This is a genomic window from Frankia sp. RB5 (assembly GCF_059816245.1).
In genome coordinates this window covers 121001-147123 of the sequence record NZ_JCBATA010000003.1, presented here as the reverse complement: position 1 = coordinate 147123, position 26123 = coordinate 121001, and the positions used below count along the sequence as shown (strand labels likewise).

Here is a 26123-nt window from a genome sequence, read left to right as displayed (position 1 = left end):
TTGGCCGGGACCGTCCACCGGAACGCTACGGTTGTTGTCATGACAGGTGTCCGGACCATCGGTCGAGGAGCCGCGGTCGCGGCGCTCGGAGCCGCCACCGTTTACGGTCACGTTCTGTATCCGGTCTACATCGGGCTGCGCAGCCGTGGGCTGGAGACGTCGACCCCGCCGGACCCGGACGTCTGGCCGGCGCTCAGCGTCGTCGTCTCCGCGTACCGGGAGGCGGCGGTCATCGGCACGAAGCTGGACGAACTGCAGGGTACGGACTATCCCGGCACGATGGAGATCATCGTCGTGGCGGACGACCCCGACACGGCCGAGGCCTCGCGCCGGCCGGGCGTGCGGGTGCTGTCGTCCGGTGAGCGGCTGGGCAAGGCGCGCGCGGTCAACCGAGGGGTGGCCGCCGCCTCCCATGACGTCGTCGTCCTCACCGACGCCAACGCGGTGCTGGCCCCCGGTGCGCTGCGGGCCGCCGCACGCCACTTCACCGACGAGACGGTCGGCGCGGTCGCCGGCGAGAAGCAGGTCGACGACCCGGACGGCGCCCAGGGCTTCTACTGGAAGTTCGAGTCGTGGCTCAAGCGCTGCGAGTCCGCGACCGGCGCGACCATCGGCGTGGTCGGCGAGATGCTGGCGTTCCGCCGCGCGGCGTTCCGGCCGCTGCCCGGCGACACCGCCGTGGACGACGCGTGGCTCGCGCTCGACGTCCTCGAGGGCGGCCTGCGGGTCGTCTACGAGCCCGCGGCCTACTCGATCGAGCAGGCGGCGCCCGACTACAACGGCGAGTGGGAGCGGCGGACCCGGATCGTCGCGGGGAACCTGGACATGCTCTGGCGGCGGCGGGCGACGCTGGTGCCGGGCGCGCTGCCGGTCACCCCGCAGCTGTGGGGGCACCGGCTGGTCCGCTCGTCGTTCGGGCCGATGGCGCACGTCGTGCTCGTCGGGATAGCGGTTCCGGCGGCGCGGCACAGCTGGGCCGCCCGGGTCTTCCTGGCGGGCAACGCGGTCGGCGCCGCGAGCACGGCCGCGCTGCTCACCGGCCGCACCCCGCCCGGCCCGACCCGCCTCGTCGCCCAGGTGTTCTTCCTGCAGGCCGTCGCGCTCGGTGGCGTGCGCCGCTTCCTGGCGCACGACCGCCCGGCCGTGTGGCCGAAGCCGGAGCGGCAGGCGGTTGCGGGGACCGTGGCCGCCGCGGGAGCGGTGGGCACCGGTGCCGGGAGCGCGGGTGCCGAGGGCGGAGCGCAGGCGGGTGGCGGCGAGCCGCCCGCCGCGTCGTCGCCGTCCGGGGCGCTGAGCTCCACCGGGGGCTGAGCCAGCAGGTCGCCGGCGCGGGCAGTCCAGGTCCGCGGCGGTATCGAACGTCAGCGCGGGGGCGGGGGCCGCCGCGCGGTAGGCAGAACAGGAGCGCGCCGCCGTGCCCGACGAGGAACCCAAGCGTTCCACCTGGCAGTACGAGCTCGTGCTGGTCAGCTACCACAGCCGCGAGCAGCTGGAGGGGTTGTTCGCGACCCTGCCGGTGGACATGCCGGTGGTGGTGGTCGACAACGCGAGCGGCGTCGACCGCGTCGACGAGCTGCTCGCCGACCGGCCGAACAGCCGCTACCTGGACTCGGGCGGTGGCAAGGGCTTCGCCAAGGCCGCCAACATGGGCATCCGCTCGTCCCGGTACGAATTCATCGTCCTCGGCAACCCGGACAGCCGCCCCACCGTCGAGGTCATCGACATCCTCGTGGATGACCTGCTCGCCGACCAGGAGCTGGTGACCAGCGCGGCGACGATGAAGGGTCACGACGGCCGGCCGGAGCTCGGCAACGGCGGGTGGGAGCCGACGCCCCGCCGGGTGCTGCTGCACGTCCTGGGCGCGCACAAGGTGGCGCCGAACTCGGCGCTGTTCGCCCGTCCGGTCCCGGGTCGCCCGATGAGCCCCGAGTGGCTGACCGGCGCCTGCATGGCGGTGCGCCGTTCGACGTTCCTCGAGCTCGGCGCCTTCGACGAGACGTTCTTCGTCTACAACGAGGACATGGCGCTCGGCCGGGCGATCCGCGAGGCGGGCCTGCGCCAGAAGCTGCACACCGACCTGCTCGTGCCGCATGGCGCCGGCGGCAGCGGCGCCGGCAAGACCTGGATGCTCCAGATGCGCGGTGCCTCGATGGTCCGCTACCTGCGCAAGCACAACGCCCCGAGCCGGGTGAACGTGATGCGCTCGATGCTGGTCGCCGGCTACGCCGGGCGCACCGTGCTCTCCCGCGCCCGCGGCCAGAAGGCCACCGCCGACGAGCACGCCGCCTACATCAAGGGCCTGCTGACCGGGCCGCCCGCCCCCTGACCGGCGGAACCTCCGGCAGGGCGGCGCGACGGGCGGGCCAGGACACCGCCCCGCCCCGCGTGATCCGCCCCGCGTGATCCGCTCCGCGGTCCGCACCGCGTGACCGCGCGGGGCCTGCGCCCGCGCTGGCCCCGCGCGGACGGGCCGGGCCCGCTCCGCTCAGGCGAAGCGAGCCACCCGCCATTCGCGCTTCCCACGGCGCACCAGGATCACCGAGCCGTGGAGCAGGTCCTTCTCGACGACGGTCGCCTCGGCGTCGACGCGGTCGCCGTTGACCAGCACGGCCTTGTTGCCGAGGTGCTCCCTGGCGTCGCGCCGGCTGGTGGCGAGGCCGGTGGCGAGCAGCAGGTCGACGACGGGCCAGCCGCCGTCCTTGCGCAGCAGCTCCACCGTCTCAATGATCGTCGGGACGTCGGCGAACACGTCGCCGAGCAGGTCCGCTCCGATCGCCCGCACGTCGCCGCTGAACAGCGCCGCCGACGCCGCCTCGGCCGCGTCGACCGCCGGCTGGCCGTGCACCAGCGCGGTGATCTCGCGGGCGAGGTGACGCTGCAGGGCCCGGCGGCCCGGCGCCTCGCCATGCTCGGCGAGCAGCCGCTCCAGCGGCCCGCGCTCGGTGAGCGAGAAGAACAGCGCGAACCGGCGTGCGTCCTCGTCCGACAGGTTGATCAGGAACTGGTAGAGCGTGTACGGGGACGTGCGGTCCGCCGTCAGCCACACCGCGCCCTTCTCGGACTTGCCGAACTTGGTGCCGTCGGAGCGCAGCAGCAGTGGGCAGGTCAGCCCGTGCACCTGGGTGCGCAGCACCCGTCGGACGTGGTCGATCCCGGCGACGATGTTGCCCCACTGGTCCGACGCGCCCATCTGCAGCGTCACGCCGTGGTCCTCGCACAGGCGGCGGTAGTCGTACGCCTGGAGCAGCGAGTAGCTGAACTCGGTGTAGGTCAGGCCGACATCGGGGTCGTCGAGGCGGCGGCGGACCGAGTCCCGGCGGATCATCTCGGTGACCGGGAAGTGCTTGCCCACGTCCCGCAGGAACTCGATCATGCCGAGGCCGCCGAGCCAGTTGGCGTTGTCGACGAACGTCGGGAGCTGGTCGGGGCCGAGCGCCCGGGTGAAGATCGTCTCCATGATCTCGCGGTGGTGGGCGACGTTGGCCCGCACGTCCTCGGTGGTGAGCAGGCTGCGCTCGACCGACTTGCCGGACGGGTCACCGATCAGCCCGGTGCCACCGCCGAACAGGACGACGGTGCCGACGCCCGCCCGGGCGGCGCGGATCAGCAGCGTGATCGGCAGCAGATTGCCGATGGTCAGCGACGGAGCGGTCGGGTCGAAGCCGATGTAGCAGCGCCGCCCGCCGCTGTCGAGATGGTCCCGCAACTCGGCGGGATCGGTACTGTCGTGGATCAGCCCACGCCAGGACAGCTCGTCCAGGAGCGCGTGTGTCATGACGCCATGTTAGGAGTGGTGCGGGAACGGCCCCCGCCGGTGCGGGCACCCGCCCGGGTCAGCCCAGCGGCGGCCCGGGCTGCGCGGTGAGCCGCGGCCCCGTCGCGGGGCGGTGCGACCGGCCGCGCGCGGCCCGCGCCTGTGCCCGGCGGGCATGGAGCAGATGCGCGCCGACGCCGAGCGCGCCGCCGAGCCAGACGGCGAATCCCAGGCCGGCGACCCAGGCCAGCGGGGACGCGCCACCGGGCCGCCAGCCGTCGTCCCGCGCCGTCGCGCGGCCGCCGTCGTCCCGCGCCGCCCCACCGGGCAGCGAGTCTGTGCCGGCCCTGCCGCCGATCGCCGGATCCTGGCCGGATCCCTGACCGCCGCCCTGGTCGGTGCCCTCACCGCCGCCGGTGCCGCCGGCTTCCGCCCCGGCATCGGTACCAGTGCCGCCGCCTTGTCCTGGACCGATGCCGGTTCCGGTGCCGGAGCTGCCCGGCCCGCCGCTCCCATCCGTCGCGCCGCCAGGCCCGGGCGCGCTCTGGCCGGAGCCGCCGCCAACCGGCCGGCCGCCCGTCCCCACGCCCTGATCGGCCCCCGCCGGCCCGTCACCGCCGGCCGGCGCCGCGGCCGCCGGGTCGGCGCCGGCCGGCGGCTGCCCGGGCGCGCCCCAGCGGGTGGGCGCGGGCAGCAGCGGATTGCTCGCGGCCACCGGCACCGACCTGGTGAGTGCCGCGACCGGGTCGACGATCCCGAAGCCGAACTCGACGTCGCGGCCCGGCGGGCCGGCGTCGCGCGCCGTGTGGACGAGCCGGGCGATGACCCCGGTCGCGTCCAGGTCCGGCCGGGCGGAGCGGATGAGCGCGACGACGCCCGAGACGATCGCCGCCGAGTTGGAGGTGCCGGAGCCGGTGTCCAGCCGGTCCGGCGAGATGGAGGCCGGCACGGGCGCGCGGACGCCGGGGGCGGGCGCGGCGATCACCGCCTGCGGGCCGTGCGCCGAGCCGTGCCAGAACGCCCCGCGCGCCGTCGAGCCGGTGACGGCCACGACACCCGGGATGTTCGCCGGCGAGTTGATCTCCGCGTCGGCGCCGTCGGTGTCGCCGCTGTCGACGTTGCCGGCCGAGGCGACCACGACCACGTCGTGCGCCAGCGCGTAGGAGACCGCCTCCCGCTCGTCGGCGGTCGCCGCGCCGACCGAGCCGAGGGACAGGTTGATGACGCCGGCGCCGAGGTCGACCGCCCGGTGGACGGCGATCGCGACCTCCTGCGAGTCGGTCTCCCGGCCGGTCGAGATCGGCAGGATGCGCGCGGCGGGGGCGATCCCGCGCACCTCGGGCGGGCCGTCGTCGTTGCGTCCGGCGATGATGCCGGCCATCGCGGTGCCGTGGCCGTCGGGGTCGTCGTCGCGCCAGCCGTCGGGGGCGGCGTCGGCGCCGATCCCGGCCCCCCGCAGCAGCTGGCCGCGCAGCTTGGGACTGGTCGCGTCCACCCCACCGTCGATGACCGCGACGACGACGCCGGCGCCCTGGCTGATCCGCTGGGCCTGGGCCAGCCCGAGCACGGTGTGGTACCACTGCGAGCCCCGCGCGGGGGTGACGGTGACCGCGGGCGCCGTGACCGGGCTCAGGGCCGGCGGCCGCGCGACGGCGAACGCCGGCGCCGCCAGGCTGACGAGCGCGGCAAGCGCGGCGAGCGCGATCGCGATGCGGGGCGTGGCGCGGGACTGCATGGACGGGGACCTGCCTCGGGACGAGCCACGCGGCGCGCCGACGGCGCGGGTGCGGGCGGCCGGACGGGTCGGGTGGTTCGGGTGGTGGGGCGCGGCGGGGTGGCCGGGGATGCGGACCCGTCCCGGCACCGCCCGGTGCGAGGGAGTTTTCCACATCGACGGCCCTATGCCGGGCAATGTCGGCAAGAGGATAGATGCACCCCCGTTGACCTGGCGTTGTGTGAGCGGTCGGCGTGGCGGGTCGGCCTGGGCGGGGCAATGTGTGCGCAGTCACACCAGCTGTCGACAACTACGTTTCGTATTCAGGCTGGTGCTTTTGGTTGGTTCGGGTGTGGCGTGCGCTGCCGTGCCGGTGGGTCGTCCGCGAGGTTCTGTTCGCTCGCGGTTTCGTAGCGACCGCCTATGCGGCTAAGGAAATGGATGTCCGGGCGCGCGTCGAATGTCGCTAACAGGGTGTTTGTCGGGTCTGCGGGCCGCCGCCGCGGCGGCGGCGGACCGACATTCAGTTCGAACCAACTCTCACGTGAGGGTAGAGTTTGGGCGGCTGGGCGCGGGTGCCAGGACGGGTGACACCGAGAGGGGCCGCAGGGATGACCGAACGAGGGGACACGGCGGTGGCGCAGGGCCCAGGCGCCGCCGGGTCGGCGTCCGACCCGCGGATCGCCGAGCTGATGGCGCGGGCCGCCGCGACCGAGCTGCCCACCGCGCGCATGTGCCGCGACCTGGCCGTCGCGCACGAGCGCGCCGGGGACGCGGCCGGCGCGGTGCGCTGGGCGCTGGCCCTCACCGACACCGACGCCGATCTCCCCGCGTGGTCCGCGGTCGCCGGCGTGCTGCGCCGCTGTGTGGCCCGTACCGCGCCGCTGGGGCGCACCGCTCAGGTCGCCGTCCTCGGCAGCTCCACGACGTCGCAGTTCACGGCGCTGCTGCCGCTCGCCGCGGCCCGGGCCGGTGTCGCCATCGAGACCTACGAGTGTGGGTACGGGCAGTACCGCCAGGAGATCCTCGATCCCGACAGCGGGCTGTACCGGTTCGACCCGGAGGTCGTGGTGCTCGCGGTGCATGCCGGTGACGCGCTGCTGCCCACCCTCGCGGACGACCCGGACGCCGCGGTCGCCGGCGAGGTGCTGCGCTGGACGTCGCTGTGGGACACCCTGCGGGAGCGCTGCGGCGCGAGGATCATCCAGCACGCGTTCGCGCTGCCGGGGGAGAGCACGCTCGGGCACCTCACGCTGCGCACCGCCGGCGCCCGCGCCACCCTGCTGGCCCGGGTGAACGCGGAGCTCGGCCGGGCGGCCGGTGACGGGGTCGCCCTGGTCGACTGTGACCGTCTCGCCGCGGAGGTCGGCCGCCGGTCCTGGTTCGACCCGCGCTACTGGCACCGGGCGAAGCAGGCCGTGTCGCTCGCCCACGTCCCCCTGCTCGCCCGGCACACCGCCGCCGTCCTCGGCGCGCAGCTCGGGGCGAGCCGCAAATGCCTCGTCCTCGACCTCGACAACACGCTGTGGGGCGGGGTGCTGGGGGAGGAGGGCCTGGCCGGCATCGCGCTCGGCGACGGTGCGGTCGGCGAGGCGTTCGCCGCCTTCCAGGAGTACGCGCTGGCGCTGCGGGAGCGCGGCGTCGTGCTCGCCGTCTGTTCCAAGAACAACGATGCCGACGCCCGCGAGGCCTTCGAGCGGCACCCCGGCATGCGGCTGCGCCTCGACGACATCGCGATGTTCAGCGCCAGCTGGGACGACAAGCCCACCCAGCTGCGCCGGATCGCCGCCGCCCTCGGCCTCGGCCTCGACGCGCTGGTCTTCGTCGACGACAATCCGGCCGAGCGGGAGGCGGTGCGCCAGCTGGTACCCGAGGTGGACGTGATCGCCCTGCCGGCCGACCCGCACGGCTACGTCCGGGCCCTGGCCGCCTACCCGTTCTTCGAGACGACCGCCGTCACCGCGGAGGACGCCGCCCGCACGGAGGCCTATCGGGCCCGCGCGCAGCTCGCCGCGGCCGAGGCCGCCGCGTCCTCGCTGGAGGAGTTCCACCGCGGGCTCGACATGACCGCGACCGTCGTCCCGCTCGACGAGCTCACCCTGCCGCGGGTCGCCCAGCTCATCGGGAAGACGAACCAGTTCAACCTCACCGGGCGCCGCCGCGGCGCCGAGGAGATCGCCCGCCTGGCCGCGGACCCCGCCACCACCGTCCTGTGCGTCCGCCTCGCCGACCGGTTCGCCGACCACGGGCTTGTCGCCGTCGTCATCGCCGTCGCGGACGGGGGCGCCCTCGCCGTCGACACCTGGCTGATGAGCTGCCGGGTCATCGGCCGGACCCTGGAGGACGAGGTCGCCGGGCTGCTCATGGCGGAGGCCCGCCGCCGCGGGCTCGCCCGCGTCATCGGCGAGTACTGGCCGTCCCCGAAGAACGCCCTGGTGGCCGGCCTCTATGAGCGGCTCGGCTACCAGCGCCTCGACGGTCCGGACGATCCGTCGGCGCCGGATGTGACGCGCTGGGCCCGCGCGGTCGACGAGCCGTACAGGCCGCCCGGGCTGATGCGCGTCGTGTCCACCTCCGCCCCAGCTCGACCCACCGCCACTGTGATCGCCCAGCCGCGTCCGCGCGACCGCAGGATGGAAGAGGTGCCCAGATAAATGGTGCAGGATCGACTACAGCAGATCTTCCGCGAGATCTTCGCCGACGACGATCTCCTCGTCACCGACGCCATGACGGCCGCCGACGTGCCCGGGTGGGACTCGCTCGCGCACATCAACCTGATCTACGCCGTCGAGCGTGAGTTCTCGATCCAGATCGCCGACGACCGCCTGGCCAGCTTCGCCACCGTGGGTGACATGCGCGAGCACATCGAGGAGCTGTCCGGTGTCCACTGACGCCGTCCCCGCCCGCAACGGGACCGCGCCCGAGCTGTCGCCGCCGACCCCGCTGATGCCGTCCGAGCGGTTCGGCGCCGCGGAAGCCCCCGACAACCCCAGCCACGCGCCGAGCACGTCGGACATGTCGGACACATCGGAGGCGCCCGCTGACACCAGGGATGCCGCCGAGCTCGGCCTGCGGGAGATCATCCGGGAGGACTTCCGGCGGCACTACAGTTCGTTCGCCCACCCGGGGCTGCACGTGCTCGCCGTCTACCGGCTCGGGCGGTGGCGGCTCACCCGCCGCGGGCCGCTGCGCACGATCGCGACCGTGGTCTACAAGGTGGTGAACAACCTCGTCATCCGGAACCTGTACGGAGTCGAGCTGTCCGACAAGGCACGGGTCGGCCGCCGCGTGCACATCGGGCACCACCAGACGATCCTGATTCCGCCCTACTGCGAGATCGGCGACGACTGCACCCTGCGGCACAACCTGACCATCGGGTACGCGTACGGCTCGGCCGAGCCGGGTGACGCGCCGAAGATCGGTGCCCGGGTGGAGATCGCTCCTGGTGTGCAGCTCATCGGCCGCATCACGATCGGCGACGACGTGCGGATCGGTCCCGGTTCGATCGTGATGTCGGACGTGCCCGCCGGCGCGACCGTCTTCGCGGCCCCCGCGCGCGTCATGCGTCCCGCGTCCCGCTGACCCACCGGCGGCACGCTGGCGGTGCCGCGGTGTCACGGCTGATGACCGGGCGTCTGCGGGCCGTGGCGGCCCGGGCCGGGTGGGTCGGTCGTCTGCACACGGCGGGATGTCGCCGGGCGAGCCGCGCGACCCACTCGGTACGGTTTGAGGCCGGAACGGCTGGCCCGAACGGGCCAGCCGGCGCCGCGGCCGAGATGGGGAGGACTCGCGGATGAAGGTGCTCGTGACGGGCACGGAGGGGTACCTGGGGTGCCTGCTCGCGCCTGAGCTGATGCGCGATGGCCACGAGGTCATCGGTGTCGACACCGGCTACTACAAGCACGGCTGGCTCTACCGGGGGACGGACCGGACGCCGCTCACCCTCGACAAGGACCTGCGCCACCTCACCGCGGCGGACCTCGAGGGTGTCGACGCCATCGTCCACATGGCCGAGCTGTCCAACGACCCGCTGGGCGCGCTCGCCCCGGAGGTCACCTACAAGGTCAACCATCTCGGCTCGGTGCGGCTGGCCAACCTGGCCAAGCAGGCCGGCGTCCAGCGCTTCGTCTACATGTCGTCGTGCAGCGTCTACGGTGTGGCGACCGGTTCCGACGTCACCGAGACGTCGCCGATCAACCCGCAGACCCCGTACGCCGAGTGCAAGGTGTACGTCGAGCGGGACGTCGCCCCGCTGGCCGACGACAGCTTCTCGCCGACCTTCCTGCGTAACGCCACCGCCTACGGCGCGTCGCCCCGGCAGCGGTTCGACATCGTCCTCAACAACCTCGCCGGCGTCGCCTGGACCACCGGCGAGATCGCGATGACCTCGGACGGCACCCCGTGGCGCCCGCTGGTGCACGGCCTCGACATCGCGAAGGCGATCCGCCTGGTGCTCACCGCCCCGCGCGACGTCATCCACAACCAGATCTTCAACGTGGGCGACAGCGAGCAGAACTACCAGGTCAAGGAGATCGCCGACGCGGTCGCGGCGGTGTTCACCGGCTGCCGGCTGAGCTTCGGCGACAACGGCAGCGACAACCGCAGCTACCGGGTGTCCTTCGACAAGATCGCCAGCACCCTGCCCGGGTTCTCCTGCGACTGGAACGCCTCGCGCGGCGCGCAGCAGCTACACGACGTGTTCAGCAGTATCCAGCTCGACGAGGAGACGTTCACCGGCCGCGGCCACACCCGCCTCAAGCAGCTCCAGTACCTGATCGGCACCGGCCAGGTCGACGACGAGCTGTTCTGGACGACTCGGTGATCGTCACGTCGACGGAGATCGACGGCGTCTGGATCGTCGACGTCGAGGCGTTCACCGACGAGCGCGGCCTGTTCGCCCGGACGTTCTGCGCCGAGGAGTTCGCCGCCGCCGGGCTCACCGTCGAGGTGGCCCAGTGCAGCGTCGCCTACAACGCCAGCGCCGGCACCGTCCGGGGCCTGCACTGGGCCGGCGAGCCCGTGCGCGAGACCAAGCTGGTGCGCTGCACCCGGGGCGCGCTGCTCGACGTCGTGGTCGACCCGCGGCCCGAGTCCGCGACCTACCTGCGCCACGTCGCGGTGGAGCTGACCGCGGACAACCACCGCGCGCTGTTCATCGACGCGGGCCTCGCGCACGGCTACCAGACCCTGGCAGACGCCACCGAGGCGACGTACCAGATGAACGTCCCCTTCACCCCGGGACACGACCGCGGCCTGCGGTACGACGACCCCCGGCTCGCCATCGACTGGCCGCTGCCGGTGTCGGTCATCTCCGCCAAGGACCAGGCCTGGCCTCTGCTGCCGGCCGCTGCCGGCGTGGGTGCCTGAACTGGCCATCCGGGCGGGTGGCCCGCGGTCCACGGGCCAGGTGGCGGGGCCTGCCGGGCCCGCCGCGCGGTCGCTCGCTCGGTTACGTTGTCGTCCCCGTCGCCCCCCGTTGTCCGTAGGTCCGGCCGGCCTGCGAAAATCAACGCGGACAGTGTCGGCGACGGCTCTCGTGACGATCACTCGACATTTCATCTAGGGGAGTGCATGTCAACCGGAACCCCGGCCCAGCCGCCGGCCGCCGCCGGCGGGATCGCCACGCCTGTCACCGCCTGTCGCTCCTGCTCGGGGCCGGCGCCGCGGCTGTTCCTCTCGCTCGGGTCGACCCCGATCGCGAACCGCCTGGTGCGCGCTGACGCCCTCGACGCCACCGACCCGTCCTTCCCGCTCGAGGTCGGGTTCTGCGAGACCTGCGCGCTGGTGCAGCTCACCCACGAGCTGCCGGCGTCGGAGATCTTCGACGAGGACTACCCGTACTTCTCGTCGTTCTCGGACATGCTCGTCCGTCACTCCGAGAAGCACGTGATCGACCTGATCGCCAGCCGTGACCTCGGCCCGGACAGTCTGGTCGTCGAGGTCGCGAGCAACGACGGCTACCTGCTGAAGGCGTTCGTCGAGCGCGGCATCCCGGTGCTGGGCATCGAGCCGACGCCGGGCCCGGCCGCCGCCGCCCGCGAGGCCGGCGTGCCGACCCGGGAGGAGTTCTTCGGCGCGGACCTCGCCCGTCAGCTCGTCGCCGAGGGGCTCAGGGCCGACGTGATCATCGCGAACAACGTGATGGCGCATGTGCCGGACCTCAACAGCTTCGTCGAGGGCTTCTCGATCCTGCTGAAGGACGACGGCCTCGTCGACGTCGAGAACCCGGGTGTCGGCGCGCTGCTGGCGCACACCGAGTTCGACACGGTGTACCACGAGCACTTCTGCTACTTCTCCACCATCGCCGTGCAGGCGCTCATGCGCCGCCACGGCCTCGACCTCGTCGGCGTCGAGGAGTTCCCCGAACTGCACGGCGGCACGCTGCGCTGGAGCATGCAGCACGCCGCCGCGGCCGCGCCGGCCGAGTCCGTCGCGGCGGTGCTCGGCGCCGAGCGGGCCGGGGGGCTCGACACGTTCGACCGGTATGCGACGTTCGGTGATGACGTGCGTACCGTCCAGCGTGAGCTGGTGGAGCTGCTGCGTTCGCTGCGCGCCGACGGGAAGACGGTCGCCGCCTACGGCGCGGCGGCGAAGGGCGCGACGCTGCTGAACTCCAGCGGCGTCACCACGGATCTCCTCGACTTCGTGGTCGACCGCAACGTCCACAAGCAGGGCAAGTACGTCCCCGGCGCGCGGCTGCCGATCCTCGATCCCGCCGTGCTGTTGGAGCGTCAGCCCGACTACCTGCTGCTGCTCGCCTGGAACGTGAAGAAGGAGATCATCGCGCAGCAGGCCGAGTATGCCGAGCGCGGCGGCCGGTTCATCGTGCCGGTACCCCGCCCGGTCGTGCTGTAGAGCAATCGTTCATCGTGGTGTGGGGTCGCGGGTGGGGGGCCGGCGCCTTCGGCTGGGGGGAAGCCGGTCAGGAGGGAGAGCATGACGGATATCGACGTGGACCTGCGGTCCTCGGGCGGCCAGGAGGATCCTCCACCGCGCCGGCCGCACGTCGATCCCGTCGAGTGGATGCACTCCGATCCCCAGGCGAATCCCCGTCCGGCCGATCGGGGCACCGAGGCTGGTGCCCCGCCGCGCGACCTGGGCTATGTGGGTTTCGAGGTCTCCACGCCCACCCCACCCGGCCTGCCCCTGCCCGCGTCGCCGGGCTGGGGGGCTCCCCCGGCGGGATCGGGCGTCGTCGTCCACGGTCCCGCGCCGGCCGATCGCGGCGCGCCGACGCCGGCGCCGGCTGAACGACAACCCGGCCATCGGCCCGTCGGCGACGGCTGGAACGGCAGCGGGGAATGGGGCCGCGCCGGGCCCGCCTCAGGTCCCGGCCCGGCTCCAGGCCACCCGCCCGCGCAGCCAGTGATGCCCCCACCCGCCGCTCTGCCGCCGCAGCCGGGCCCGCCGCCGGTGTCGGGTCCTTCGAGTGGGGGTGGCCGGATCGGCCGGATCCCAGCGGTCGGCCGCCCTGGTACCGGACCGCGACCCCGCCCGGCCGGTCCGGGCGCGAGCGGCTCGCCAAGCAGGCCCGGCTGGCAGCCGCAGGCCCCGACGCCGCGGCCGTCGGCCTACCCCGCCACGGGCTATCCCCCCGGCGGGACGAACCCCCGCGCCCCGGCCCCGGCCCCGGCCCCGGCACCGTCCGCGCCGCCCGGCGCCGGCCGGGGTGCGCCGGCCCCGGCCCCGATCCCGACCGGGATGCCCGAGCCACCTGCCGGGCCCCCGCCGCCGACGAGCGGCGGAGCATCGCCGTCGCGCACCGGAGCTCCGACGCCGTCGCCGAACGGACGTCCGTCGCCGACGCGGAACGCGGGCCCGTGGCCGACGCGGACCGGAGGTCCGTCGCCGAGCGGTACTCCGTGGCCGACGGAGACCGGGAGCCCACGGCCGACACCGAGCGGGGTCCCGTGGCCGACGGAGGCCGGGAGTCCGTCGACGGCGCTGCCGGGTATGGGTCCGGTGGCGTCTGGTTCGGCGATCTCGGTGGGCGTGCCGACGGGCGGGCAGGCTCCGGCGCCGCCTCCGCCTGGGCCGCCCGCGACCGTGACACCACCGATGACGGCGGCGCCCTACCCGTCGGCGCCGCCGGCCGCGGCGGGACGGGGAGCGCCGCCGGTGTCCCCGCCTGTACCTGCACGCCCGGCTGTGCCTGGGCCTGCGGCTGTGCCTGCATACTTTCCTGTCCCCGGGCCCCCGCCTGTGCCCGGGTCGGCAGTGCCTGGTGTGTCGGCTGCCCGTGGGGCGACGCCGGCGTCCGCTCCGCCCGCGGCCGTGGCGCCGGGAACGCCGGCCGGGCCCGATACGTCCGCGGCGACCGGGCGGCTGGCGTTCCGCCCACTGCCCGGCGGCGGGCCGATACCCACCACGATCACCTCGACGATCGACCTCACCGCGCTGCAGCAGCGCCTGCTCGCCGAGCACACCCAGGTCATCGACCGCATCGACGCGCCGGCACGCCCGTCGAGGCGCCGCCGGGAGGAGGCGGCGGACCCGGAGTCGACCCAGGTCGTCCCGCGTGGCCTGATACCCGGGCGAGCGCGGCGGTCCGTGCGGCCGGCTGGGGCGACCCGGCGGGGCTCGGCCGAGGTGGGCGCTGTCAGGGATCTCGACTCGGATCTCGGCACGGACCTCGCCGCGGGCGCTGCCGGAGCGGACGACGCCGTTGGCGAGTCCGGCGGTCCGGGGGCGGCCGAGGCCGGCAGCACCCGGTCGAAGGCGCTGTGGACCCTCGCCGACCAGGCGGTCTCCAGCGCGACCAACGCCGCGATCTCGTTCCTCATCGCCCATCAGGTCTCCAGCGTCGAGTACGGCGCCTTCGGCGTCGCCTACACGCTGTTCGCCCTGGTCATCGGTCTGTCGCGGGGCGCGACCTGCATGCCGCTGAGCATGTTCTACTCCGGGTCGTCGCCGTCGTCCTTCCGCGCCGCCGCATCGGCCACCACCGGGTCGTCGCTCGTCTTCGGCATCGCGATCGGGCTCGTCTTCGCTGGTGTCGGCGCAGTGATCGGCGGACCGGTGGGATCGGCGCTGCTGGCGATGGGGCTCGTGCTGCCCGGTCTGCTGCTCCAGGACGCCTGGCGGTATGTGTTCTTCGCTATGGGCCGGCCGTTCGGCGCGTTCCTGAACGACGTGGCGTGGGCGGTCGTGCAGGTCTTCGGGATCTGGCTGCTGATCCACCGGGGGGTCAGCGAGTCGTCGCCGCTGCTGCTCGCCTGGGGTGCGTCGGCGCTGGTCGCGGCCCTGCTGGGGATCGCGCAGGCGGGCTTCTACCCGTCGCCGGGGGCGACCCGCCGCTGGCTCGAGGAGAACCGGACGGACGCCACCTATCTGGCCGCCGAGTTCCTCACCGTGCAGGGCTCGCTGCAGGCCTCGATCCTGGCGATCGGCGCCGTCGGCTCGCTGTCGACGATCGGCGCGCTGCAGGGGGCGCGGACGCTGCTCGGACCCACCACCGTCGTCGGCGTCGGGGTGGTCAGCTTCGCGCTGCCGGAGTTCTCCAAGCGCACCTCGATGACCTCGCGTGAGCGGGAACGGGCAGCCATCGCACTGTCCGGACTCGTCATCGGGATCGGCGCAGCCTGGAGTGCGATCTTCTACTTCCTGCCGGAGCAGTACGGACGAGCTCTGCTGGGCGACAGCTGGGATGGCGTGAAGCAGATCCTGGGCCTGTCGATCCTGCATTACATCGCCGCCGCCGTCCCGGTCGGACCGGCCTGCATGATCTACGCGCTCGGGAAAACCAAGATCACATTCCGGGTGAACATCGCGTTTGCCCCGTTCCTGCTGGGTCTGCCGGTCCTCGGCGCGGTTGTCGGTGAGGCGCGGGGCGCGGTCATCGGTTTCAACATCGCTTTCTGGATCTTCGCTCCCGTCTGGTTCGTCCTGTTGCGTCGGGTCTGTCGGGAACATGACAGAGAGCAGGCAGCGTTGCGGGCGGCGGCGGACGCTGACGGTGCTCCGCCGTCCAGGCGGGATCGGTCCAGCGGCGACGCCCACGGTGACCGGCCGGAGATCGGCCGGCGCGGCGGCCGGCCGGGGACGCCGGACCGGCGCTCGCGTGCGTCCGCGTCCACCCGGACGGGCTGGAACGAGCCGAGCGACGTGGAGACAACCGGCAGTTGGGGGATCATGCCTGAAGGCGCGGCCAGGCGTGACAGGTCCATCGCGAGACGACGGGATGGAAATGGCCTCACAAAGGTCCGAAAAGCCGACGTGCCGGAAGAGCTGCGGCGTGAGGTGCCGCGTTCACGTCAGCCCCGGCCGGAACGCGACCGTTCCACATCCCGGGCGAAGCCAGCCGATTCCACGCGCCGTATCGGCAGGGTGGATGATGTGGACAGATCGGGTCGCACCCGGTCCGATCGTCCCGACGGAGGGGCCGGCGAGGGTCGCGGATCCGGTCCGCCGCGTGGCCGGCGCGGATCCTGAGCGCCATCTCGGCGTCAGTCATAGCTATGACCGTTTACTATCCGCTATCAGCTATGCTCACAAATCGGTTCGTCAGATCTAGCTGCTGGGGCCGGCAATCCGGCCGGATGCTCCTGTGGGGGGCTACATTGAGTCCGCTTCACGTCCTGCTGGAGGTGTCGGTGCGCACCGCGACCGGCTCTCCGATCCGCGTGCGGGCCCGGTCCGCCCGTCCTGAGTCCGGGGCGGGGGCGTCATGAGCCGCAACGCACAGGCGGGTGGCGAGACCAACCGGGCTCCGTCCGCGCCATCCCTGTTCAAGATCATAAAGCCGCGGCTGCTCATCATCGGCATCGTGGTCGTGATCTTCGCGGCGCTCGCGGCCATCTACTCGAAGGCGCAGTCCGCCACGTATACGGCGACCGCCCGGGTCTTCCTCTCGACGGACTCCAACACCCTGGGCGCCACCTCTGTGGACGCCGTCCGGTACGTCCAGACGCAGGCGCAGTTCGCCCAGTCGTCGGCCGCCATCGCCGAGATCGCGAAGAACCTCAAGTTGACCGACTCGGACGTCTCGAGCCGGCTGAGCACCTCACCGTCCGACTCTGGCTACTTCTTCACCTTCAAGGGCAAGGGCCCGAGCCAGGAGGCCGCGGTCAACCTGGTCACGGCGGCGGAGAAGGCCTACGGGACGCTTCTGACCAACTACGGGCCGAACAGCCCGGATTCGATCAAAGCGCTCACCGACCTGCGCATCAGGCTCATGACGGAGGCCGCCGCGGCGGGTCAGGGCGCCGACCCGAACGCCGCGAGCCGTACACAGCAGCTCAGCGACCTCAACAAGCAGATTGGTGCCGCTCAGACCGCACAGGCGACGAGCAGCACTGCCATCAAGCTGGCTGAGCCGCCGGTCGCGGACGGTCAGGGCGGGTCGAGCCTGCTGCGCAACGTGCTTGTCGCGGTGATCGTGGGTCTGCTCGGGTCGATCGCGGCGGTCTGGATCATGTACCAGCGTCGGCCGACGATCCTGGACCCGCACAACCCGTCCGACACTCTCGGCGTGCCGCTGATCGCCGCCCTGGAGCCGGGGCGCACCACCGCGAGCGCGGCGGAGACGCTGGTCTCGGCGATGTCGGCGGTGATGTCGCCGACGAGCAAGGTGGTCGCTTTCACCCCGGCCTCGCGCGGGGACCTGACGGCCGACCTGGTCGCCTCCGTCGCCGCCGCCTGGTCGGACGACCAGGGTGTCGTGCTCATCCTCGACACCTCGCCGTCGTCGGAGGTGCGGGCGTCGCTGGAGGGCCTGCCGCGGGCGACCTCCGGGGAGCTGCCCCGCTGGGCGCATGAGCCGACCTGCCTGGCCCGCTCGTCCGGCACCGGCCGCGGCCACATCCTCTACAACCGCGTCTCGCCTGCCCGGGCGGCTCGCCCCGGCGGTCTCGCGCCGATCCTGGCCGACCGCGCGCCCGTCGTCGACCTGGTCATCCTCGTCACCTCGGCACTCGCCGAGCTGCCGATGACCGCCGCCTCGGCGATCCAGGCCGACGCGGTGGTCGTCATCACCTCGCCGGAGACGCACCTCAAGGAGCTGGAGCAGGTCCCGCGGGACTGGCCGGCCCTCGCGGAACGGGTTGTCGGCGTCGTCCACGACGGCCGCACCGGCATCCGCAGGGTTACCGCCGCCACCCCCGAGCGCCGCAACTCCGTCGAGGCCATCACCTCGAGCTCGCAGGTCGGCCCCGACAACGGCAGCGGCCCGCCCAAGCGCGGCGGCCCTGTGGACGCCGAGCCCACCGACCGCTACGCCCGCCCCGCCCGCTGACCCCAGCCCTCACCGGCCGGCCAGCCGCACCGCACCGCTGAGAACCCCGAACGGCCCCGCTCCCAGGCGTCCTCACGCCCCCGAGCGGGGCCGTTCCGCTTTCCGTGACCCCCGCTCCAGGCCGCAGCCGCGCCGTTGTACCGGCCCCCCGGCCACCCCCCCACGTCCCCAGCCCCGCCCGCCACACCCTCTCCCGCCCGGCCGACCTGGGGGAGGCGCGGTGCGGTGGTGCGGAGGATCGGCTGGGCCATGTTCGGCGTCTACCCGTGGGCCGCGCGTGGGGCCGACTACCCGTGGGTGGGAAGGACATGCGGGGGAGGGCGGCGTCGTGTCGCGAACTCCGCGTTTTGTGTCCGCTTTGTCCCCCAGTTCGCGACACGGGCTGCCGTTACGTTGCCAAAACGCTGCCACGAAGCCGGCGGCGCGACAGCGGCCGCGAAGATCACGAACGCAGATCACAACTGCAAGGCGCGACCCTGGTTCACGACGGCGAGGACGAAGCCGTCCCAGCCTTTGGAGCCGACGGTCTGCAGCGCGGTGGCGGTCAGGCGGGGCTCGGCGCGGACGAGGTCGAGGAGCTCGCGGCTGCCCTGGGCGCGGTCGTCCGCGGCTGCGGGGTCGGCGACCGCGCCGGCGCGGACGACGTTGTCGACGACGATGGCGCTGCCTGGGCGGGTGAGGCTGAGGGCGGCGCGCAGGTAGCGGGCGTTGTTCTGCTTGTCCGCGTCGAGGAAGACCAGGTCGAACGGGTCGGTGTTGCCGGCGGCGACGAGCGCGTCCAGGGTGTCCGCGGCGGGGCCGACGACGATCTCGACCCGGTCGCCGACGCCGGCGTTGTCGAGGTTCTGGCGGGCGACCTGAGCGTGGTGCGGCTCGAGCTCCAGGGTCACGACGTGGCCGTCGGGACCCGCGCCGCGGGCCAGCCAGATCGTCGAGTAGCCGCCGAGGGTGCCGACCTCCAGCACCCGCCGGCCGCCGACCATCCGGACGAACAGCGACAGCAGGGCGCCCTGGTTGGCCGTCACCTCGATCGACGGCAGGCCGGCGGCCTGGCTCGCGGTGCGGGCGGCGCGCAGCGCGTCGTCCTCATCGACCACGGCACGAACGAGATAGTCGTCGACGGTCGCCCACTGATCCGCCGGGTTGCTCATCGATACGCACCTTTCGCCGAGGAGGCGATCCCTGCCGGCCGACCGGGGGAGACCGCGCTCAGATGGCCGCGAAGGACTTGCGTTGCGAGGGGGTGGGCGGCAGCGGTGCGGGTGGTCCCGCGTCGTCCGGATAGTGCTGGGCGTCCTCCGGCGTCACCGTGAACCAGGCGACGAGGAGCAGGCCGAGCCCGGTGACCACCGGCGCCAGCAGACCGCCGGACAGCACAGTATAGAAGAGGATCACTGACCCTGAGAGCACGAACGACTGCGAGCCGCGCACGAACATGGTCACGATGAAGCTGAGGAACGTCACCGTGCCGAGCACGCCGTACTCCAGTACCAGCTTCGGCACGAGGGCGTAGTTCAGTGGCAGGCCGGTGCGGTTGAAGAAGGCCGTCGCGTCGCGGTCGGCGAAGCCCGGGCCGGAGCCGAAGACGACCGTCGCCGGATCCTTGCCCAGCGCGTCCCAGGTGCGCTGATACGGCTGTACGAAGCGCAGGCTGCCGCTGGAGGTGGACGAGGACGTCTCCGTGGCGCGGGCGGCGAAAATGCTCGACGCGGGGGTGAAGCTGATGATCAGGACGATCAGGCTGACCCCGAGCAACGCGCTCAGGGCGAACTTCGCGCCCTTGTGCACCGCGAGCAGCACGCCGGCGCCGGCGAGCAGCAGGACGCCGGTGCCGGAGACCGTGCTCAGGATCGCCAGGATGAACATGACGAGCCGCCACCAGCCGCCGTTACGCAGTACGCAGACCACGATTCCGAACCCGAGGAACTGCGAGCAGAACGACGCCTCCAGGCAGACGAAGGCGTTCGACTTGTAGAGCGACGATCCGTACTGGACCGGGTAGGACGTGTTGAACCCGTGCATCAGGAACTGCGACGGAACGACGTCCTTCACGACATCCGTGTACGGCACACCGACGAGCTGGCTGGCGAACTGGAACAGCGCCATCCCCGCCAGCACCGTGATCATGATGAGGAACCGGTCGAGCAGCCGGGGAAGGATCGCCCGGGCGTCCGGCGGGCGCAGGCCGTAGACGAACGGCACGTACGTCGCCAGCAGCAGCAACAGCGAGGTGACGGACGTGTCGTCCTTCTGCCGCAGGAAGGACGCGAGGCCGGACAGCGCGCACGCCGTCATCGCGACCAGATAGCCCGTCATCCGGCTGTTGTTCCGCGACAGCAGGCCGCGGCGCAGCATCAGGAACACGATGACGTAGGTGATCGGCAGGATCACCTGGACCTGCGAGCCGCCCACGGGCAGCGCGATCCGCTGGAAGAAGATCTCGAAGAAGAGCAGGATCGTGAGCAGCCGCAGAGTGGCGTCGTTCGCCGTGCGGCCGCTGCCCGCCTCCTGGGTCGGGATCACCCACGACCGTGGAATCCTGGTCGTGAGGGTGGTGGTGACCACGGGTATCCCGTCCCCCGTTCCTGGCTGGCGGGCTCCCGGCGCCGGATCGGATCGGCGGCGCCGCCGGCCCAGTGTAACGGGCGGCCGTACGGTGACCGACAAGCCGGTCGTCCCGTCATTACCTTGGGCATAGGGTCAGTCGGACGTCACTGTTCGGAGTCGATTCGGGGTGCCTTCCGTGCACCATGCGTCATCGGGTCAATAATGAAGGCGTCGCCGGGGTGCCGTCGGCCGGAGTGACATCCGGGCGCGGGAACTTTGCGCCGATGGCCCACGTCCCCTTCGGTGAGAGCGCCGGATTCCGGTGGCTGATTCTGGTTCTTCCGTTGTCGTCAGGGTGTCGGGTCCACTACCTGGAAGCAACATTCCGGTCATTCTGACGACTCCGGACGATCCGGCTCGCTCGGGAGGTGTAGCGTGCGCTACCCCGGCAGTGTGCCGATGCCCGGTAGCCCGATGGCTGGCCGAGGCGGGCGGTGACAGTGATGCCGGGGGATGACGGGCCCGACGGGTCCGGTGCTGGTGCCGCGGATGTCGGCACGGTGCCGCTGGCGGGCTTGCGGACCTCGGGGTCCGTGGACTCTGGCGCGTCCACGGGCCCCGAGCCGTCTTCTGCGGCGGCCTCGCGGTCCAGGCCAGCGCCTCCGACGGCGAACGCGTCTGTCAGGGCAAGCGGGACCATCAGGGCAAGCGGGACTGTCAGGGCGAGCGGGACGACGGGTACGGGGACGGCGACGGCGAGAACGGGTCCGGGGACGGAGCCGATCCGGCGGATGCGTGCCGGGGCCGCGTCGAGTGGCTTCGGAGACCGGGCCTGGCCGAGCGGGCCGCCGCCGCGGAGACGGCGGCCGCGCACGCGCCGCGGCCGGCTCCTCGCGCTGACCGGGTTCGCCATCGTCCTCGCGGTGGCGCTCGGGACGCTCGGGCTGACGGTGCTGCGTGACCAGGGCAGCAGTGACCAGGGCCGGCCCGACGGCCCGACGGCGACCGCCGGCCACCCACCGACGGCCGCCGCCAGCCCGGCGGCGCCCGAGGCCGGCGTGTCCTGGCCCTCCGGGGCGAACGCCAACCCGCCGCACGACCTGGCCACCTGGGAACGCTGGACCGGTCGGCGCACCGACATCGCCGTCGTCTTCACCATCCGGGACAGCTGGCAGTCGATCGCCGCGTCCGACTGGCCGCTGTCCCAGCTGCGTCCGGCCAGCTATCCCGGCCAGGTCTCGATCGCCCAGCCGCTGTTCCCGCAGAGCGGCAACGAGGCCGCCTGCGCCCGCGGCGACTACGACGGTTACTGGGAGACGTTCGGCCGGACTCTGGTGCGTAGCGGGCGTGGCGACGCCTACGTCCGGCTCGGCTGGGAGTTCAACGGCAACTGGTTCTGGTGGTATCCGCGCGACACCGCCACCTGGCGGACCTGTTTCCAGCGGGAGGTGACCGCGCTGCGCCGGACGGCGCCCGCGGTGCGCGTCGACTGGAACATCTCCGCGCACCGGGACGCGATGCCGAACGGCGACAGCATCTGGGCCGCCTACCCCGGCGACCAGTTCGTCGACGTCGTCAGCGTCGACGCCTACGACTCCTACCCGCCCTCGTTCACCCAGGAGACGTTCGACCGGCAGTGCGACCAGTCCTCGGGGGCCTGCACGATCGCCCGCTTCGCCCGTGAGCACGGCAAGCGGTTCGCCGTACCGGAGTGGGGCGTCGTGCGCTCGGCGGGCGGCGGCGGCGACAACCCGTACTTCGTCCAGAAGATGTACGAGCTGTTCGCCGCCAACCGGGCGAACCTCGCCTACGAGGCGTACTTCACCGCGACCGACGCGGGCAACGTCCAGTCCGCCCTGGTCGACCCGCCGAGCAACCCGCGCGCCGCCGATCGTTACCGCGAGCTCTTCGGCGCCGCCGTACCCGGCGCCGCCGTACCCGGCGCCGCGGGCCGCTGATCGCCGTGGCGGCGAGGTAGCGGCGCGGGCGGCGCCGGGAGCGAGGTCAGTAGCTCTTCTTCGCGGGACGCAGGTGCAGCTCGGTGACCTCCGCGGTCGCCGGCAGGTGGAGCAGGTAGGCGATCAGGCCGGCGACGTCGTCGGCCTGGATGAGCAGCTCCGGCGCGTACGCACGGCCCTCGCGGGCGTAGATCGTCTCCTGTCGCGGTGTCGCCGTGCGGCCGAGGTGGATGGTGGCGACGCGGACGCCGTCGGCGTTGATCTCCTGGCGGAGGCTGTCGGCGAAGCCGCGCATGGCGTGCTGGGTGGCGGCGAACTGGCTGGTGCCGGCGCCGGCCCGCACCCCCTGGGTCGAGTTCACGACGACGATGTCGGCGCCGCCGTCGGCCCCGGCGACCCGCAGCGCCGGCAGCAGCCCCTGGGTGAGCGCGTACGGGGCCCGCACGTTCGCCGCGTACTGCGCGTCCAGGTCGGCGATCGTCGCGTCGTCGACCCGGGCGCTGCCGTAGGCCCCGGCGCTGTGCACCAGATGGTCGACCCGGCCGTGGCGGGCGAGGACCTCGGCGGCGAAGGTGGTGCGCGCCTCGTCGTCGGTGAGGTCGAGCCGCACCGGCACCAGGTCGCCGGGGCCGGTGGCCTGCTTGGCGACGTCGTCGAGACGGGCCTGGTCCCGGCCGAGCGCGAGCACCGTCGCGCCGGCGGCGGCGAGGCGCAGCGCGGTGGCGCGTCCGATGCCGCTGGACGCACCCGTCACGACGGCGACATGCCCGGCGAGCGTCACCGCGTCGGAGCCGGCAGCGGCCGTGGCCGGCGGCGTCGCGTCAGCCGGCGGCGTCATGCCGAGGTGGAGTGGGAGAACACCAGGACCGCGTCCTCGCGCGGCGGGGCGGTGTCGTAGCTGAGGCAGGTCTCCTCGTCGATCCGGCTGAGGTCGGTGCCGCGCAGGTAGTCGCGCATCGTCGTGCCGGTGCACTCGGAGTCGACGTTCGGGGCGCCGACGTGGTTCACGACGTCGTCGAGGTGGACGGTGCGGAAGTCCATGCTGAACCGGGTGCGGCCGGAGTTGTTCGGCACCGAGGAGTGCAGCTGCGCCGCCGAGAAGATCAGCATGCCGCCGGACGGCGCGACCACCCGGGTCTGCGGGAAGATCTCCACTTCCTCCTCGGGCTTCGGCTGCTTGCGGGTGTCGGACCTGATGTGCTTCGCGGCGCTAGCGCGGTTCTTCGCGTTCCACTCGTAGTAGTCGTAGTCGCGCGAGCCGTTGCGCACGGGCTGCGAGAAGTACCGCGGGTGGAAGGCCAGGCCGTTCTCCGGGACGATGTCGAAGATCGGCATCCACCAGTTGAGCTGGCAGAACGGCGCGGAGTACCAGGTGTCGCGGTGCGGGTGGAAGGCGTAGGCGATGCCGGAGGTCAGGTAGTCGTCCGAGGTGGACGTCCGCAGCCGGGGCACGTCGAAGTAGGTCTTCGACGGGTCGGCGCCGTGCTCGGCGAGGATCGCCGGCAGCAGCTCCTTGCAGGTCGGGTGGTGGATGAACCGCGGCTTGAGCTCGGCGAGCAGCGCCGCGTAGTCCTCGACCGGCATGTGGTACTGGGCGGTCTCCGGGTCGAGGTCGCCGAACGCGTCGCGGATCAGCGCCCGGCTGAACTCGACGAACTCGCGGGTCGCCGGCTTCGGCGCGTAGACGAACAGATCGCCCTGGTAGAGCTTGGCCCTGCGCTCGTCATCGGACAGCGTGGACTCGACCAGCACCGAACTCATCGTGTTCCCCTCCGGAACGTACGTGGGTGAGCAGCAGCCGGGCCATGGCGAGTTCGTCCGGCGTGGTGACATGGATGTTGGCGGGTTCGCCGGGGACGATGACGACCTGGCCGCCGGCCGCCGCCACCATCGCCGAGTCCTCCACCGCCTCGTCCGCCCGCGCGTGCGCGGCCCGCAGCAGGTCGGCGCGGAAGGCATGCGGGGTCTGCACCAGCCGGTGCTCCTCCCGGGCCAGCGAGGCGCCGGCGACGAGCCGCGCGCCCGCCCCACCCGGGCCGGCGACCGGGCGCGCCTGCTTGACGACCTCCGTCAGCTGCAGGCCCGGCACGGCGGCGTCGGCGCCGGCGCGGACCTCGTCGACGACCCGCCGGTACAGCGCCGCGGTCGCCAGCGGGTGCGCGGCGTCGGTGATGACGATGATCCCGGCGTCCAGCGGGACGCCGGCGAGCCCCGCGCGGACGGACTGCGCCCGCGTCGCCCCGCCGTCGACGATCCGCACGCCGGGCGGTGGCGTCCAGGTCGCGTGATACGCCCGTCCCGCGGCCCCGCCGGCGGCCTGCTCGGCCACGGCTGGGGTGACGTCGGCCACGGCCGGAGTGACGACGACGATGCCGTCGCTGGCCGGGGACGCGGCGGCGACGGGATGGGCGACGAGCGGCTCGCCGCCGAGGTCGAAGAACTGCTTGCGCCCGCCGAAGCGGGTGCCGCCCCCGGCCGCGAGCACGATCGTCCAGACCGGCCCGAGGGACGCCGGCTCAGCCACCGGACGCCCCGCCGCCGACACCGGCACCAACACCGGCACCAACACCAACACCGGCAGGACCCGCGGACTCGTCGGCGAGCAGGTCGACACCGGCCAGCGCGTCCGCGGCCTCGGCGACGGTGTCGAACGGCAGGTCGGCGCGCTCGGCGATGTCGAGCAGGCTGCGCGTGCCGTCGGCGAGGTTGAGCACCCACAGCAGCGCCATCTCGACGGCCTGGCGGTTCATCGTCGCCCCGATGGCCCGGTACAGGCCGCGCCGGCCGAGCTGCGGCTCGCCGTAGGGTGCGGTGTTGCGCCAGGTGCGGTTGCGCTCGCAGATCTCGACGATCCGGCGCAGCAGGGCGTAGGAGTCGGCGAGCGACTCCGGCGTGACGAAGTCCAGGTCGTCCGCGCTGGTGTGGTACTGCGGGTACTCGCCGTGCTGGCCCCGGCCGAGGCGGCCGACCGGCAGGTCGAAGCCGGGCGAGCAGAACTGCCGCTCGTCGTAGCCGTAGGGCGAGAAGTCGACGACCCGGTGGGGCCGTCCCGTCTCGGTGAGGGCGACGGCGGCGGCCCGGTCGACGGTGGCGGCACCGCGCCGGCTGCGCTTGTAGGTCAGGTCGGACCGGTCGCCGAGGCCGGTGAGCACCAGGCCGTGGCGGACGCGGCCGACGTCGGCCCGGTGCCCGGCGAGCCACGTGATCGAGCCGATCGTGCCCGGGATGAACAGCAGCCGGAACGTGTGCCGGCGCCGCTCGGTGGCGGCCAGCGTCCGCGCGAGCAGGGCCGCGACGGCGATGCCCGAGCAGTTGTCGTTGGCCATCGCCGGATGGCAGGTGTGCGTCGTGATCAGGAACTCGTCGTCCGTCTCGCCGGGCAGCACGATCTCGCCGTAGGTGAGCGAGCCGCCGTCGTCGAGCGTCGTGTCGATCTCGACCTCGTACTCGCCGTCGGGCAGCGCGGCGAGCTGCCGGTCGGTCAGGCAGAAGCCCCAGTTCTCGTTGTAGTACGACGTCCGGTAGGGCACCCAGTCCGGCCGGTCGGGCATCGAGAACAGGTGCGGGCGCAGCTCGTCGAGGCTCATCCGTGCGTGCAGCGGGGTGCTGTAACCCAGCAGGTGCAGCGGGTTGTCGGCCGCGTCGACGACGGTCCTGCCGTCCGGACCGATCAGCCGGGCCGAGGTGACGTTCCACTCCCGGGGGACCGTCCAGTCCAGGACCGGGGTGCCGCTGGGCACCTCATGCACGGTGAACGGGACGCCAGGGCCGAGCGCGCGGGCGACGGTGCGCAGCGTGGTGCGCACGCCCTCGCCGGTGATGCTGCGCATCGGCGGGAGCAGGTCGGCGACCAGGTCGTGCAGCCAGCGGCCGGTGTCGTCGGCCGCCGGCGGCACGGCGGGGGATGCGGTCATCGTC

Annotated in this window: 19 protein-coding genes; 11 read left to right on the top strand and 8 right to left on the bottom strand. The window is 73.0% G+C overall.

All coding sequences use genetic code 11. From position 1 onward, the window contains the following. The first annotated feature begins 39 nt into the window (after window positions 1-39). Window positions 40-1311: a glycosyltransferase family 2 protein gene (locus tag AC6EXY_RS02645; protein ID WP_101835660.1), complete on the top strand. Its 1272-nt coding sequence runs from the start codon at window positions 40-42 to the stop codon at window positions 1309-1311. A gap of 103 nt (window positions 1312-1414) precedes the next feature. Then, window positions 1415-2326 carry a glycosyltransferase family 2 protein gene (locus tag AC6EXY_RS02640; protein ID WP_101835662.1) on the top strand — a complete coding sequence of 304 codons (912 nt, stop codon included), beginning with the start codon at window positions 1415-1417 and terminating at the stop codon, window positions 2324-2326. Between the two features lie 159 nt (window positions 2327-2485). Here AC6EXY_RS02640 and tyrS read toward each other — a convergent pair whose 3' ends face one another. Together tyrS and AC6EXY_RS02630 are read right to left on the bottom strand one after the other, a co-directional pair. Then, window positions 2486-3775: a tyrosine--tRNA ligase gene (tyrS, locus tag AC6EXY_RS02635; protein WP_101835663.1), complete on the bottom strand. Its 1290-nt coding sequence runs from the start codon at window positions 3773-3775 to the stop codon at window positions 2486-2488. A gap of 58 nt (window positions 3776-3833) precedes the next feature. Next, window positions 3834-5489, bottom strand: coding sequence for a S8 family serine peptidase (locus AC6EXY_RS02630; RefSeq protein WP_101835681.1), 1656 nt, complete (start codon window positions 5487-5489; stop codon window positions 3834-3836). A gap of 590 nt (window positions 5490-6079) precedes the next feature. Here AC6EXY_RS02630 and AC6EXY_RS02625 point away from each other — a divergent pair. From AC6EXY_RS02625 to AC6EXY_RS02590, 8 genes are all read left to right on the top strand, one after another. After that, window positions 6080-8122, top strand: coding sequence for an HAD-IIIC family phosphatase (locus AC6EXY_RS02625; RefSeq protein WP_101835665.1), 2043 nt, complete (start codon window positions 6080-6082; stop codon window positions 8120-8122). Continuing rightward, complete coding sequence (locus AC6EXY_RS02620; protein ID WP_101835667.1) at window positions 8123-8359, top strand: acyl carrier protein; 237 nt, start codon at window positions 8123-8125, stop codon at window positions 8357-8359. Then, the gene (locus tag AC6EXY_RS02615) at window positions 8349-9050 is read left to right on the top strand and encodes a serine O-acetyltransferase (RefSeq protein ID WP_499817033.1); all 702 of its coding nucleotides are present in this window, start codon (window positions 8349-8351) and stop codon (window positions 9048-9050) included. Before AC6EXY_RS02620 ends, AC6EXY_RS02615 begins: the two co-directional genes overlap by 11 nt. Before the next feature lie 211 nt (window positions 9051-9261). Then, entirely contained in the window at window positions 9262-10290 is a 1029-nt protein-coding gene (locus AC6EXY_RS02610; RefSeq protein WP_101835669.1) for an NAD-dependent epimerase/dehydratase family protein, read from the top strand. Continuing rightward, window positions 10287-10835, top strand: coding sequence for a dTDP-4-dehydrorhamnose 3,5-epimerase family protein (locus tag AC6EXY_RS02605; RefSeq protein WP_499817034.1), 549 nt, complete (start codon window positions 10287-10289; stop codon window positions 10833-10835). The genes AC6EXY_RS02610 and AC6EXY_RS02605 overlap by 4 nt, the downstream gene beginning before the upstream one ends. Before the next feature lie 204 nt (window positions 10836-11039). Further along, on the top strand, window positions 11040-12323 hold the full coding sequence (locus AC6EXY_RS02600; protein ID WP_101835673.1) for a class I SAM-dependent methyltransferase: 1284 nt from the start codon (window positions 11040-11042) through the stop codon (window positions 12321-12323). A gap of 1371 nt (window positions 12324-13694) precedes the next feature. Beyond that, window positions 13695-15899 (top strand): hypothetical protein, encoded by a 2205-nt coding sequence (locus tag AC6EXY_RS02595; protein WP_499817035.1) that lies wholly within the window; start codon window positions 13695-13697, stop codon window positions 15897-15899. Between the two features lie 235 nt (window positions 15900-16134). Next, entirely contained in the window at window positions 16135-17700 is a 1566-nt protein-coding gene (locus AC6EXY_RS02590; RefSeq protein WP_499817036.1) for a Wzz/FepE/Etk N-terminal domain-containing protein, read from the top strand. Window positions 17701-18155: 455 nt separating this feature from the next. Here AC6EXY_RS02590 and AC6EXY_RS02585 read toward each other — a convergent pair whose 3' ends face one another. Both AC6EXY_RS02585 and AC6EXY_RS02580 read right to left on the bottom strand, forming a co-directional pair. Further along, on the bottom strand, window positions 18156-18851 hold the full coding sequence (locus tag AC6EXY_RS02585) for an O-methyltransferase (RefSeq protein ID WP_101835079.1): 696 nt from the start codon (window positions 18849-18851) through the stop codon (window positions 18156-18158). A gap of 58 nt (window positions 18852-18909) precedes the next feature. After that, entirely contained in the window at window positions 18910-20223 is a 1314-nt protein-coding gene (locus AC6EXY_RS02580) for a hypothetical protein (protein ID WP_499842282.1), read from the bottom strand. Between the two features lie 815 nt (window positions 20224-21038). Between AC6EXY_RS02580 and AC6EXY_RS02575 the strand changes: the two genes are divergently transcribed. Beyond that, window positions 21039-22205 (top strand): glycoside hydrolase family 26 protein, encoded by a 1167-nt coding sequence (locus AC6EXY_RS02575; RefSeq protein WP_243408035.1) that lies wholly within the window; start codon window positions 21039-21041, stop codon window positions 22203-22205. A 46-nt stretch (window positions 22206-22251) separates the two neighbouring features. Here the strand turns inward: AC6EXY_RS02575 and AC6EXY_RS02570 are convergent, their stop codons facing one another. Genes AC6EXY_RS02570 through AC6EXY_RS02555 form a run of 4 tightly spaced genes read right to left on the bottom strand, consistent with a single transcriptional unit; the run spans window position 22252 to window position 26119 of the window. After that, entirely contained in the window at window positions 22252-23043 is a 792-nt protein-coding gene (locus tag AC6EXY_RS02570; protein ID WP_499817038.1) for an SDR family oxidoreductase, read from the bottom strand. Continuing rightward, complete coding sequence (locus tag AC6EXY_RS02565; RefSeq protein ID WP_101835084.1) at window positions 23040-23966, bottom strand: phytanoyl-CoA dioxygenase family protein; 927 nt, start codon at window positions 23964-23966, stop codon at window positions 23040-23042. The genes AC6EXY_RS02570 and AC6EXY_RS02565 overlap by 4 nt, the downstream gene beginning before the upstream one ends. After that, a complete protein-coding gene (locus tag AC6EXY_RS02560) occupies window positions 23929-24729 on the bottom strand; it encodes an IspD/TarI family cytidylyltransferase (protein WP_499817039.1) in 801 nt (266 codons plus the stop codon). Before AC6EXY_RS02560 ends, AC6EXY_RS02565 begins: the two co-directional genes overlap by 38 nt. After that, the gene (locus AC6EXY_RS02555; RefSeq protein WP_499817040.1) at window positions 24722-26119 is read right to left on the bottom strand and encodes a DUF4910 domain-containing protein; all 1398 of its coding nucleotides are present in this window, start codon (window positions 26117-26119) and stop codon (window positions 24722-24724) included. The genes AC6EXY_RS02560 and AC6EXY_RS02555 overlap by 8 nt, the downstream gene beginning before the upstream one ends. Window positions 26120-26123 lie beyond the last annotated feature (4 nt).